Consider the following 12469-nt stretch of genomic DNA (forward strand, 5'->3'; position numbering starts at 1 on the left):
ATTTTTCCACTTTTTTCTGTTGCTCAAATTTGAACAGCAGCGACGTTTATTAATATATCAATGCCTGCACTATTCGTCAACTGTTTTTCTAAAAAAACTTTGATTGCTTCAAAAATTATTTCGATACGCTTAAATCGGCCGTGGACTCCCTTCTTAACCAATGGAAAAGCTCAGGCGAAATCACCTGAGCTCATCACTGGCAAGAGAACATTACGACGATTTGGACGAGACGCGTTTCTTCGTCTTTAATGACTCTTTAGGACCACTATTCGATTTTGACACTGCTTCACCGTGCGCTGGCGCTTGGAAACGATGAAGCATCAACACTTGGTAAGCGTTGGCGAACACGAGCGTCGCAAGTGCCGGCCATAGAAGAGCGATCTCATCTGTCGCTTGCAGTGCCGGAATCCACTCAATCAACGTAATGACGATCATCAAGAAGAGCGCGGGGATAAATGCACTCGCGTTCGTCTGTCTCGCCTTGCTCGTCGCTACGATCCACGACACGACGACTAGGACGAGCATCTCTCCGATATAACGCCACATGTGATCATTTCCAAATGCGAGCATGCGTAGATAGACCGCGTCAAATAACGCGAATACAATCAAGAGCACTTGAACTCGATTCCACAGTTTCGCTCCGCGGAATAAATCCAAGCCGACACGGTGGACGATCAAGTAGGCAAAAAAGCCCATCATACTGATTCCCGTCCACGTGCTCGAGTAACTGAGTGCCGTCACGATCGCTTCCCACGACTGACTGACCAAATAACCCGGATTGGCGAGTATATTCATCAGGAACCCAAATAGCGTCCCGAAAACGAGCGTCGTCCAAAACAAACGTAAAAAACCTTGTACTTTCATCTGCTAACCATTCACCCTTCTATTTGTTGAATGACCGATTGCGCCAATTCATCATATGTTGTCTCAAACGGATGCCCATCCCGGTAGACCGAAGGCGCAAAGTCGTCTTCGTTGTCATACGGCTGACCGAGCGGGATTTGCGCGAGCAGTTTACTCTTGAGCGCTTCTGATAATTTTTCGCCGCCGCCGTAACCGAAGACGTATTCTTTCTCGCCCGTTACCTTACTCTCGAAGTACGCCATATTCTCAATGATTCCGAGCACTTTATGGTTCGTCTTGATTGCCATCGCACCCGCTCGAGCCGCTACGAACGCAGCGGTCGCGTGAGGTGTCGTTACAATCAACTCCTGGCATGACGGGAGCATCGAGTGGATATCAAGCGCGACGTCACCTGTCCCTGGCGGTAAATCGAGCAACAAGTAGTCGAGGTCGCCCCACTCCACATCATTGAAGAAGTTGTTGAGCATCTTCCCGAGCATCGGTCCGCGCCAGATGACCGGCGCATTGTCTTCGACGAAGAAGCCCATCGAGATGACTTTTACCCCGAACCGCTCGACCGGGATGATTTTTTCACCTCGGACGACGGGACGTTCTTCAATCCCGAGCATATCCGGGACACTGAACCCGTAAATATCGGCATCGATCAAGCCGACCTTTTTACCGGCACGTGCTAACGCGACCGCCAAGTTGACCGACACCGTCGACTTCCCGACGCCGCCTTTTCCTGAAGCGATTGCTATGAACGTCGTTCCTGAGTTTTCACGAAGGATAGCCGGTTTTGTCGCTTCTTGTAAACTTTCGTCATTTAGCGCTTCGAAACGAAGGCCGACCGTCTTAAAGCCTTTTCCTTTCAACAATGTGACGATCTCTTGTTGCAACTGAAGCTGTTCCCCGCTCCCGGTCTGACCGAGTGCCACTTTCACGCTGACATAGTCTTCTTTAATTCGGACGTCTTTCACGCCAGCTGTATCTCCAAGCGTACGATTGATCGTCGGATCGACCAACCCTGCTAGTTCTTCACGAACTTGTTCTACTGTAAGCATGTCATTTCCCCCTAATTTCTGTCTCGATAACAGTATATCAAAAAAAGCGTTTTCTTGAGGGAACGAAAACCGACTATTTCTCGAGCAACAAAAAAAACTCTCCGCCCATAAAGGCGAAGAGTTTAGACCAAACTGTTCGAAGATTAACGCTTCGAGAACTGTGGTGCGCGACGTGCTGCTTTAAGACCGTATTTTTTACGCTCTTTCATACGTGCGTCACGAGTCAAGAAGCCTTTTTCTTTGAGGCTTGGACGGAATTCTGGGTCCGCTTGAAGAAGCGCACGTGATACGCCGTGGCGAATCGCTCCAGCTTGTCCAGTGAATCCACCACCGTTAACGTTAACGATGATATCGTATTTACCTTCTGTTTCAGTCAATACGAGTGGTGATTTTGCCATCATGATCAAAGTCTCATGACCGAAGTATTCTGAAATATCACGGCCATTTACAACAACTTTGCCGTCACCTGCAACGAGGTGAACACGAGCCACCGAGTGCTTGCGGCGGCCAGTTCCGTAGTAACGTACATCTGCCATCGTTTAGTTCCTCCTTGTGTCCCGATTAACCGCGAAGTTCGTAAACTTCTGGTTTTTGTGCTTCGTGGTTGTGCTCAGCTCCAGCGTAAACGTGGAGTTTAGTGAATTGTTGACGACCGAGCGATCCTTTTGGAAGCATCCCTTTGATCGCGAGTTCAAGCATACGCTCTGGGCGTTTTGCAAGAAGCTCTTTTGCAGTTTGTGATTTCAAGCCGCCTGGATGACCTGAATGACGGTAGTACATCTTGTCGTTCAGTTTGTTACCAGTCAATTTGACTTTCTCAGCGTTGATGATGATGACGTGGTCTCCGCAATCAACGTGTGGTGTGAAAGTTGGCTTGTGCTTACCGCGAAGAAGTGATGCTACTTCACTAGTCATACGACCGAGTGTTTTGCCTTCTGCATCGATAAGGTGCCATTTGCGTTCTACTTCAGATGCTTTAGCCATGAATGTCGTGCGCATGTGGAATACCTCCTAAAATGTCTGTTCATTTGAATTTTTTAATGCTTGTTTGATGCTTTATCATAATCCTAGTTTACGGGGCTAAGATTGTGGTTCATCTCTCAATGTGAAAATGAAATGCCAATGAATATGATACGTTTTTACAAGGGGAATGTCAATCTACTTTTTTATAATTCACATTCCATAAATATAGACCGTGCGGTGGAGCCGTAATCCCAGCACTGCGGCGGTCTTTCGCCGCGAGCATTCGACTCACATCGGCCGGCTCATACTTCCCTCTACCAACCTCCATTAACGTACCGACCATAATCCGAACTTGGTTGTACAGAAAGCCGGATCCGACGAAGCGAAAGTACATTTCGTCTCCCGCATCAACGAGTTCCGCTTCATAAATCGTGCGGACACGGTCCACCACTTCTGACTTCGTCACCGAAAACGAAGTGAAATCATGTGTCCCGACGAGTGAACGGAGCGCTTGACGCATCCGTTCCCGGTCAAGCGCATACGTCACCGTCACGGCATGATGGCGGCGGAACGGATCAACGTCAGTGCGAATGAAGTAACGATACTCTTTCCGTTTCGCACCGTAGCGGGCATGGAAAGAAGCATCTACTTCTTCGGCTGAACAAACAAGGATATCATCTGGCAACATCGCGTTCAACGCTTTGACAAAACGATCTACCGGCATCGATAAATGCGTATCGAAGTGGATGACCTGACCTTTAGCGTGAACACGGGCATCCGTCCGCCCAGAAGCGACGACTTTCATCGCTTGACCATGCATCTTCGCAAGAACCGTCTCGACTTCGGCCTGAACCGTATTGCCGTTTGGCTGGACTTGATAGCCCGCATAATTCGTCCCATCATAAGCAATCGTCAATTTAACCCGTCTCATCCTATACCTCGCAATCCAATCAAAATGAGCGTCAAGCAGACAAACACGATCAACAATCCTGTGTCGCGCCGTTCCCACGTCATCTCACGCCACCTCGTCCGCCCTTCACCCCCACGGTACCCGCGAGCTTCCATCGCCGTGGCAAGGTCCTCAGCCCGCTTAAACGCGGACACGAACAATGGGATCATGAGCGGGACGACCGCTTTTAACCGATCTTTAATCGGACCACTCTTTAAATCGACGCCTCGCGCCTGTTGCGCCTTCATGATGCGATCCGTCTCGTCGGCTAGCGTCGGCAAGAAACGAAGCGAGATTGACAGCATCAGGGCGATCTCGTGTGCTGGCACTCGTATGCGTTCGAGGGGACGAAGACCGGCTTCAATCGAATCGGTCAGTTCCATCGGCGTCGTCGTTAAGGTGACAAGCGTCGTCAACATGACGAGATAGAAGAAACGGAGCGAGACGATCAAGCCCATTCTCACCCCTTCCGAATAAATCGAGAACGGACCGAGTGAAACGAGCAGCGTCCCTTCCCGATTAAAGAACAGTTGCAACAGGAGTGTGAACACGATCAAAAATAAAATCATTTTCAAACCGTTCCATAAATAGCGCCATGACAACTGAGACAATTTGACCGCGAATAACGTGAACGCGAGTAAAAACACGTTCGTCCACAAATTGTCGGCCAAGAAGACGACTGGAATAAACCCGAGGATGAACAGCGTTTTGGCCCGAGCGTCAAGTGTGTGCAGCCATGAATGACCGGGAATGTATTGCCCGATGATCATATGGCTCCCCCCTTTCTCAACTCGGCCGTAATCCAGTCCGCCAGTTCGACTTCCGTCCGAAGGGATGGAGGCTCGACCCCGAACGCCGGTGCGAGTTCAAGCGCGAGCCGAAGCACGTTCGGGACGTCGAGTTGCAACGAGCGAACGAGTGACTCGTCCTTGAACAGTTCGAACGGGTCACCATCGAAGGCGACTCGTCCTTGTTCCATGACGACGACACGTTCCGCATACGTCAACACATCATCCATGTCATGCGAGACGAGGATGAGCGTCAAGTCGAGTTCTTCTTTTAAACGTTTAAACAACGCCAGCATGTCTTGACGGCCGAGCGGGTCGAGTCCCGCCGTCGGTTCATCGACGACTAAGACGTCCGGACGGCTCGCGAGCACGCCAGCAATCGCGACACGTCGCATCTGTCCGCCCGACAAATCGAACGGGGAACGGTCCCATAACGTTTCATCAAGACCGACAAGGCGCAGGGCAGCATGGGCCCGGTCTTTCGACTCAGCCTCCGTCGCACCGAAGTTGCGGGGACCAAACATCACGTCGCGTTCGACCGTCTCTTCAAACAGTTGATGCTCGGGATACTGAAAGACGAGCCCAACGCGGCGCCGAAGCGGAAGCAGACTTTGCTTTTTATCGCGACGCTTCGTAATCGCACGTACTGTAATGTCATCCACGACGACACGACCTTTTGTCGGTCGCAGTAAGCCGTTCATGTGCTGAACGAGTGTCGATTTCCCAGAGCCGGTATGGCCAAGAAACGCAACAAGCGCCCCCGACGGAATAAATACATTCACATCGCGCAGCGCGGTTCGTTCAAACGGAGTATTCAATTGATATTGGTAAGTCACTTCTTCAATGCTAATCGGCATAGATGGTTCACCAACTCCGAATGTTGTAGCATCAGACGATCGAGTGGTATGCCCCGTTCCTTCAGTTCGAGTTGCATCCGTACGATAAACGGCACATCGAGTTGGATGGCACGTAACGCTTCCGGATTTCTAAACACGTCTTCTGGTGTACCGGTCATTGCAATTTTCCCTTTAGACAGGGCAATGATACGGTCGGCAAACAACACTTCGTCGAGCTCGTGTGTAATGGCGACAACGGTCATCCCTTCTGAGACGAGCTGTTGTACCGTTTGTAACACCTCTTTACGCCCAATCGGGTCGAGCATCGAGGTAGCTTCATCGAGCACGAGGACATGCGGGCGCATTGCGAGAGCCGAAGCAATCGCAACACGCTGCTTTTGTCCACCGGATAACTGATGCGGTTCACGGTCCGCTAGTTCCGATAATCCAACGCGCGCTAGACTGTCATCAATTCGACGAACCATTTCTTGACGTGGAAGTCCCATGTTTTCGAGAGAGAACGCCACATCATCGCGCACGGTCGCCCCGACAAACTGATTGTCGGGATTTTGGAAGACGACACCGATCCGTTTACGAACGTCCCACACGTCTGTGGCGTCCGTCGGATCGAGCGTCTCAACCCGGACCTCTCCTTCCTGAGGAAGCAAAAGCCCGTTCCACAACTTCGTCAAAGTCGACTTGCCGGAACCATTATGGCCAACGATGGCGAGCCATTCCCCTTTGTATACATCGAGTGACAACCCGTCTAAGGCTGGCTCGGTTTGTCCCGGGTAACGAAACACGACATCGCGTACCATAATTTGAGATTCCATCTGTCGACTCCTTTCCGATGTGGAAACAGGGCAATACGTGACCGCATGCCCTGTTGACTGCCTAATGAATTAGACGAGTTCGATGATTACGACTTCCGCACCGTCACCGCGGCGTGGGCCGACTTTCATGATGCGTGTGTATCCACCTTGACGTTCAGCGTAGCGTGGTGCCACGTCTTCGAACAATTTTTGGATTGCGTTTTTCTCTCCAGCGCTCTCTTTGCGAACGAATGAAGCTACTTGACGACGGGCATGAAGATCGCCACGTTTTCCAAGAGTGATTAATTTTTCAACGACTGGGCGAAGTTCTTTCGCTTTTTGTTCAGTTGTTTGAATGCGCTCGTTGATAATAAGGTCAGTTGCAAGATCACGCAAAAGAGCCTTGCGTTGCGAGCTTGTACGGCCAAGTTTCGAATAAGCCATTACATTTCCCTCCTTCGGTTGAACTTAGTCTTCTTTACGCAAGCCCAAACCGAGCTCGTCCAACTTGAGTTGAACTTCTTCGAGTGATTTACGTCCGAGGTTACGGACTTTCATCATCTCTTCCTCTGATTTGTTTGCGAGTTCTTGAACAGTGTTGATGCCGGCGCGCTTCAAGCAGTTGTACGAACGAACTGAGAGATCGAGTTCTTCGATCGTCATTTCAAGTACTTTTTCTTTTTGGTCTTCTTCTTTCTCGACCATAATTTCTGCATTGAGAGCTTCGTCAGTCAAACCAACAAAGATATTCAAGTGTTCTGTCAAAATTTTCGCTCCAAGCGATACTGCTTCTTCCGGACGGATTGAACCATCTGTCCACACGTCTAATAGAAGCTTATCGAAGCTAGCATCTTGACCGACACGTGTTTTGTCTACTTCGTAGTTCACGCGTTGAATCGGTGTATAGATCGAATCGATTGGAATGACACCAATCGGCATATCATCACGTTTGTTATCTTCTGCCTGGACGTAACCACGACCACGGCGAGCAGTCAAACGCATGCGAAGCGTCGCATTGTCAGCGAGAGTCGCGATGTGGAGCTCAGGATTCAAGATTTCAACGTCGCTATCATGGGTAATGTCTGCCGCAGTGACAGCACCGGCACTTGAAACGTTAATCTCAAGCGTTTTCTCTTCTTCCGAGTACACTTTGAGCGCTAACTTCTTGAGGTTTAAAACAATTTGGGTGACGTCTTCGACGACTCCGTCAATCGTTGAGAACTCGTGAAGCACGCCATCGATTTGAACCGCCGTAATCGCTGCACCAGGAAGCGATGACAATAAAATTCGACGCAGTGAGTTGCCGAGAGTAGTGCCATATCCACGTTCAAGCGGTTCCACCACGAATTTACCAAACGTAGCATCCTCGCTGATTTCGACCGTTTCGATCTTTGGTTTTTCAATCTCGATCATCTGAACCCCTCCTTGAGTGTATCCTGCCACGCAGCTTGCGCTGCATTGTATATGTTGTTCGTGCTAGGTAAGCCCATCACACGCACAAACGATTATACGCGGCGACGTTTTGGAGGGCGGCAACCGTTGTGCGGAACAGGTGTTACGTCACGGATTGCAGTTACTTCAAGACCAGTAGCTTGGAGGGCACGGATTGCCGCTTCACGTCCAGCACCAGGACCTTTAACATTAACTTCTACTGTACGCATACCGTTGTCCATTGCAACTTTCGCTGCAGTTTCAGCAGCCAATTGTGCTGCGAACGGTGTCGATTTACGTGATCCTCTAAATCCAAGGTTACCAGAAGTAGCCCATGAGATCGCGTTACCTTGCGTGTCAGTGATTGTGATGATTGTGTTGTTAAATGTAGAACGGATGTGTACCACACCGACTTCAATATGCTTTTTGACTTTACGTTTTGAACGTACATTTTGCTTACGTTTCGCCATTGTTCAATTCCCTCCTTTACTTCTTCTTGTTCGCTACTGTACGGCGTGGGCCTTTACGAGTACGCGAGTTGTTCTTCGTGTTTTGTCCGCGAACAGGGAGACTACGACGATGACGGACACCGCGGTAGGCGCCGATTTCGATCAAACGCTTAATGTTGAGTGAAACTTCACGACGAAGGTCACCTTCAACTTTAATTCCGTCAATTGCTTCACGGATGCGGTTGATTTCGTCTTCTGTAAGATCACGTGTGCGTGAATCTTCAGATACGTTTGCAGTCTTCAAGATTTCTTGTGCTTTTGTTTTACCAATACCAAAGATGTATGTGAGCGAAATAACGATACGTTTTTCGCGCGGAATATCTACACCAGCAATACGTGCCATGTGTGCACCTCCTCTTAGATTAACCTTGTTTTTGTTTGTGTTTCGGGTTTTCGCAAATTACCATTACTTTTCCTTTACGGCGAATAACTTTACATTTTTCGCAGATCGGTTTTACCGACGGTCTTACTTTCATGATTATACCCTCCTCCTGGAAAAATCGGAGTTACTTATAACGGTACGTGATTCGCCCGCGAGTCAAGTCGTACGGAGACAACTCGACAGTTACGCGGTCGCCTGGAAGGATTCGAATGTAGTGCATCCGAATTTTCCCTGAGACGTGCGCGAGCACCGTGTGGCCGTTTTCTAACTCCACTTTAAACATTGCGTTTGGAAGTGGTTCGATAACAGTGCCTTCCACTTCAATGACATCTTGTTTCGCCATCATTTATTCCCCTTTCTATATGAAGATATTTAGGAGCACAGACGATCTATTGTACAGTACTGTGAGAGAAGGATCCATAACGGATCAGCACGCAACAATAGAGCCTCATTCACCGGAATCGAGTTTCGTTAAAATCTCGTATCCATCGTCTGTGATGGCGATGGTGTGCTCAAAGTGGGCGCACATGCTACCGTCCACTGTCACAACTGTCCAGTTGTCAGCCAGCGTTCGAACATAGCGTTGACCAGCGTTGACCATTGGTTCAATGGCTAACGTCATCCCAGTCTTTAGGCGCGGCCCTTTCCCCGGTGGACCATAGTGCGGAATTTGCGGTTCTTCATGCAAATTTTGACCGACACCATGACCGACATACTCACGGACGACAGAAAACTCATAAGATTCAACATACGCTTGAATCGCATGCGAAATGTCTGTCAATCGCAGTCCAGCCTTGGCGTGCTCCAATCCTTTATACAGACTTTCTTCGGTTACGTCAAGCAACCGCTGTGTCTCTTCTGAGATTGTTCCCACTGGATAAGTCCAAGCGGAATCTCCATGGTATCCGTTATAGTAGGCACCGATGTCGATCGAGATGATATCTCCATCGTTCAATACCCGTTCTCCGGGAATTCCATGAACAAGTTCTTCGTTCACTGAAGCGCAAACACTACCGGTAAAACCGTTGTAGCCTTTGAACGACGGTGTCGCACCTTGGCTGCGAATGTAATCTTCCGCAATCCGGTCGAGCTCTAGCGTCGTAATACCTGGTTTGATGTGCTCTTTGAGCACCTGGTGCGTTCGAGCAACAATTTGCCCAGCCTCACGCATAATCGCAATTTCTCGAGGCGTCTTCGTGATGATCATTCAGTATCACCGAGTAACGCTTTAACATCGGCATAAACGACATCGATTGGACGATCTCCATCCAATGTACGAAGATACCCTTTTTCTGCATAAAAGTCAATAAGTGGTTTCGATTGCTCGATGTTGACGTCAAGGCGACGGCGAACCGTTTCCTCTTTATCGTCTTCACGTTGCATGAGTGCCGACCCATCCACATCACAGATGCCTTCCACTTTTGGTGGGTTGAAGATCACATGATATGTCGCTCCACACGTCGGGCAGATCCAACGACCTGTCAAACGCGGAACGAGAATTTCCGCAGCCACATCAATGTTGACGACGTGGTCGATCTGTTTCCCCAAATCTTTAAGCAAACTTTCGAGTGCCTCTGCTTGAGCAACAGTACGCGGGAATCCATCGAGTAAAAAACCGTTTTTCGTATCATCTTGACTCAAGCGTTCACGTACGATTCCGATTGTTACCTCATCCGGTACGAGTTCACCTTTATCCATGAACGATTTAGCTTCTTTACCAAGTGGCGTTCCGCCTTTGATTGCCGCACGAAACATGTCGCCTGTCGAAATGTGTGGGATTTGGTACTCTTCGACGATTTTAGCCGCTTGAGTCCCTTTCCCTGCACCCGGTAAGCCCATGAGTACTAGATTCATCTCAGTTAGCCTCCAGTTTTGATTTTCACAACACATCGTAAACACGACAGGAAGGAAGGGAGAGCCCTTCCTTCCGCTTTAACGGATAAAGCCTTTGTAGTGTCGTTTTACGAGTTGACTTTCGATTTGTTTCATCGTTTCAAGGGCTACCCCGATTACGATCAACAAGCTCGTCCCTCCGATTTGCACCGAAGTTGGGAGACCGGCAAGCTTAATGAAGATTGTCGGCATGATCGCGACGAGCGATAGGAAAATCGCTCCGAAGAAAGTCAATCGATAGAGCAACTTCGTGATGTACTGTTCTGTTTGCGCCCCAGGACGAATCCCAGGAATATAGCCGCCTTGCTTCTGCAGGTTTTCTGCCATTTGTTCTGGGTTGACCTGAATAAATGTATAGAAGTAAGCGAACGCGATGATGAGCGCTACGTAGATTGACATTCCGATTGGAGATGTCGTATCGAAGTAAGTCTGCAACTTCTGCGTCGTTTCCGGAGAAGCAATGAAGCTTGCAACAGTTGGCGGTGTCACCATGAAGGAAATCGCGAAGATGACCGGGATGACACCAGCAGCGTTTAGCTTGATTGGCAAGTGCGTCGACTGACCGCCCACAGGGGTGCGGTTCGCCGTGCGCTTAGCGTATTGAATCGGAATCTTACGTGCCGCTTGTTGAACATAAATGATCCCAACCGTCACAGCAAGAATAACGAGCAATAGCACAGCCAAGTAAACGATGTTAATGAATAACGCATCTCCAGCATTTTGGAGCTTCGTCTCGTAAATCTGCGTGAAGATTCTTGGGAACCCAGCGATGATACCAGCGAAGATAATGACGGAAATACCATTCCCGACACCTTTCTCCGTTGTCATCTCACCGAGGAACATCAAGAACGCCGTACCTGCAGTAAGTACAATCGCGATCACGAAATAGGTTGCCGTTCCCCACGTCTCATTGACGAGACCTGGATAGAGACGGTTAAATCCAAATGACAGTGATGTCGCTTGAACAAACCCTAACATGATCGTCCCATAGCGCGTGACCGTCGCTAGCTTCTTACGCCCGGACTCGCCTTGTTTTGCCCATTCGGCAAACTTCGGAACGACGTCCATTTGTAAAAGTTGTACAACGATCGATGCCGTGATGTACGGCATGATCCCCATTGCGAACAGGGAGAAGTTCTGTAAAGCATTTCCTCCAAACAAGTTCAAGAAGTCGAGTAGACCTCCTGAGTCAAAACGCAACACATCCGTATTCACCATCGGCACCGGGATATGGGCCCCGATGCGGAAAATGATGATGATTGCGAGTGTGAAGAGAATACGCTGTCGAATATCTTTCACGCGCCACATATTGGAGATCGTCTGAAACATCAGATCACCTCAACTGAACCGCCAGCTGCTTCGATCGCTTCTTTCGCTGCACCCGAGAATTTGTTGGCTTTAACAGTTAATTTTGTTTCAAGCTTGCCGTTAGCAAGTACTTTGATTCCGTCTTTAGCAGAGCTGACGACACCAGTCTCGATTAAGAGTTCTGGAGTGACTTCAGTACCTGCTTCGAAACGGTTAAGCGTGTCTAGGGAAACAACTGCATACTCTTTACGAGTAGGGTTGTTGAAACCGCGTTTTGGAAGACGACGGTAAAGTGGGTTTTGTCCACCTTCGAACCCTGGACGAACGCCACCGCCTGAACGAGCTTTTTGACCTTTATGTCCACGGCCAGAAGTTTTACCGTTACCAGTCGCCATACCGCGACCGACACGGTTGCGTTCGTGACGCGAACCTGGAGTTGGCTTCAATTCATGGAGTTTCATAGTGGCACCTCCTTATTATTAAAATCGATATTATTCGTTAATTTCTTCTACAGTCACAAGGTGCGACACTTTTTTGATCATACCACGCATCGCGACGTTGTCAGGGACAACGACGGTTTGATGCATTTTGCGAAGACCAAGTGTACGTACTGTTACACGCTGATCCTCGGGACGACCGATTGTGCTGCGTGTGAGGGTGATTGCGAGTTTCGCCATGTCTAGTTCCCTCC

19 protein-coding genes are annotated in these 12469 nt (G+C 49.2%); all 19 read right to left on the minus strand.

What is annotated here, in order from left to right; all coding sequences use genetic code 11:
- Positions 1 to 210 precede the first annotated feature (210 nt).
- The gene (locus A6395_RS08170) at positions 211 to 864 is read right to left on the minus strand and encodes a KinB-signaling pathway activation protein (RefSeq protein WP_071398651.1); all 654 of its coding nucleotides are present in this window, start codon (positions 862 to 864) and stop codon (positions 211 to 213) included.
- A gap of 11 nt (positions 865 to 875) precedes the next feature.
- Positions 876 to 1907: a P-loop NTPase gene (locus tag A6395_RS08175; RefSeq protein ID WP_071398652.1), complete on the minus strand. Its 1032-nt coding sequence runs from the start codon at positions 1905 to 1907 to the stop codon at positions 876 to 878.
- A gap of 143 nt (positions 1908 to 2050) precedes the next feature.
- On the minus strand, positions 2051 to 2443 hold the full coding sequence (gene rpsI, locus A6395_RS08180) for a 30S ribosomal protein S9 (RefSeq protein ID WP_070329232.1): 393 nt from the start codon (positions 2441 to 2443) through the stop codon (positions 2051 to 2053).
- A gap of 25 nt (positions 2444 to 2468) precedes the next feature.
- Positions 2469 to 2906, minus strand: coding sequence for a 50S ribosomal protein L13 (gene rplM, locus A6395_RS08185; RefSeq protein ID WP_016510784.1), 438 nt, complete (start codon positions 2904 to 2906; stop codon positions 2469 to 2471).
- Between the two features lie 154 nt (positions 2907 to 3060).
- The gene (gene truA / locus A6395_RS08190) at positions 3061 to 3801 is read right to left on the minus strand and encodes a tRNA pseudouridine(38-40) synthase TruA (protein ID WP_071398653.1); all 741 of its coding nucleotides are present in this window, start codon (positions 3799 to 3801) and stop codon (positions 3061 to 3063) included.
- Positions 3798 to 4589 (minus strand): energy-coupling factor transporter transmembrane component T family protein, encoded by a 792-nt coding sequence (locus A6395_RS08195; protein WP_070329234.1) that lies wholly within the window; start codon positions 4587 to 4589, stop codon positions 3798 to 3800. The genes truA and A6395_RS08195 overlap by 4 nt, the downstream gene beginning before the upstream one ends.
- The gene (locus A6395_RS08200) at positions 4586 to 5464 is read right to left on the minus strand and encodes an energy-coupling factor transporter ATPase (RefSeq protein ID WP_071398654.1); all 879 of its coding nucleotides are present in this window, start codon (positions 5462 to 5464) and stop codon (positions 4586 to 4588) included. Before A6395_RS08200 ends, A6395_RS08195 begins: the two co-directional genes overlap by 4 nt.
- Positions 5440 to 6276 (minus strand): energy-coupling factor transporter ATPase, encoded by an 837-nt coding sequence (locus tag A6395_RS08205; protein WP_070329236.1) that lies wholly within the window; start codon positions 6274 to 6276, stop codon positions 5440 to 5442. The genes A6395_RS08200 and A6395_RS08205 overlap by 25 nt, the downstream gene beginning before the upstream one ends.
- Positions 6277 to 6345: 69 nt before the next feature.
- The gene (gene rplQ, locus A6395_RS08210; protein ID WP_016510776.1) at positions 6346 to 6699 is read right to left on the minus strand and encodes a 50S ribosomal protein L17; all 354 of its coding nucleotides are present in this window, start codon (positions 6697 to 6699) and stop codon (positions 6346 to 6348) included.
- Between the two features lie 24 nt (positions 6700 to 6723).
- A complete protein-coding gene (locus tag A6395_RS08215; protein ID WP_070329237.1) occupies positions 6724 to 7668 on the minus strand; it encodes a DNA-directed RNA polymerase subunit alpha in 945 nt (314 codons plus the stop codon).
- Positions 7669 to 7760: 92 nt separating this feature from the next.
- A complete protein-coding gene (gene rpsK, locus A6395_RS08220; RefSeq protein ID WP_070329238.1) occupies positions 7761 to 8156 on the minus strand; it encodes a 30S ribosomal protein S11 in 396 nt (131 codons plus the stop codon).
- 16 nt (positions 8157 to 8172) lie between these two features.
- On the minus strand, positions 8173 to 8538 hold the full coding sequence (gene rpsM / locus A6395_RS08225) for a 30S ribosomal protein S13 (protein ID WP_035386113.1): 366 nt from the start codon (positions 8536 to 8538) through the stop codon (positions 8173 to 8175).
- Between the two features lie 19 nt (positions 8539 to 8557).
- The gene (rpmJ, locus tag A6395_RS08230; RefSeq protein WP_003156543.1) at positions 8558 to 8671 is read right to left on the minus strand and encodes a 50S ribosomal protein L36; all 114 of its coding nucleotides are present in this window, start codon (positions 8669 to 8671) and stop codon (positions 8558 to 8560) included.
- 30 nt (positions 8672 to 8701) lie between these two features.
- Positions 8702 to 8920, minus strand: coding sequence for a translation initiation factor IF-1 (infA, locus tag A6395_RS08235; protein WP_035386112.1), 219 nt, complete (start codon positions 8918 to 8920; stop codon positions 8702 to 8704).
- A gap of 105 nt (positions 8921 to 9025) precedes the next feature.
- Positions 9026 to 9784, minus strand: a complete 759-nt coding sequence (gene map, locus A6395_RS08240; protein WP_071398655.1) for a type I methionyl aminopeptidase — start codon at positions 9782 to 9784, stop codon at positions 9026 to 9028.
- A complete protein-coding gene (locus tag A6395_RS08245) occupies positions 9781 to 10431 on the minus strand; it encodes an adenylate kinase (protein WP_070329239.1) in 651 nt (216 codons plus the stop codon). The genes map and A6395_RS08245 overlap by 4 nt, the downstream gene beginning before the upstream one ends.
- A gap of 78 nt (positions 10432 to 10509) precedes the next feature.
- Entirely contained in the window at positions 10510 to 11799 is a 1290-nt protein-coding gene (secY, locus tag A6395_RS08250; protein WP_070329240.1) for a preprotein translocase subunit SecY, read from the minus strand.
- Positions 11799 to 12239 (minus strand): 50S ribosomal protein L15, encoded by a 441-nt coding sequence (gene rplO / locus A6395_RS08255; protein ID WP_021066618.1) that lies wholly within the window; start codon positions 12237 to 12239, stop codon positions 11799 to 11801. Before rplO ends, secY begins: the two co-directional genes overlap by 1 nt.
- Before the next feature lie 30 nt (positions 12240 to 12269).
- Entirely contained in the window at positions 12270 to 12455 is a 186-nt protein-coding gene (rpmD, locus tag A6395_RS08260) for a 50S ribosomal protein L30 (protein WP_016508937.1), read from the minus strand.
- Between the last annotated feature and the right edge of the window lie 14 nt (positions 12456 to 12469).

The organism is Exiguobacterium sp. SH31, from assembly GCF_001816105.1.
GTDB classification, from domain to species: Bacteria; Bacillota; Bacilli; order Exiguobacteriales; family Exiguobacteriaceae; genus Exiguobacterium; species Exiguobacterium aurantiacum_A.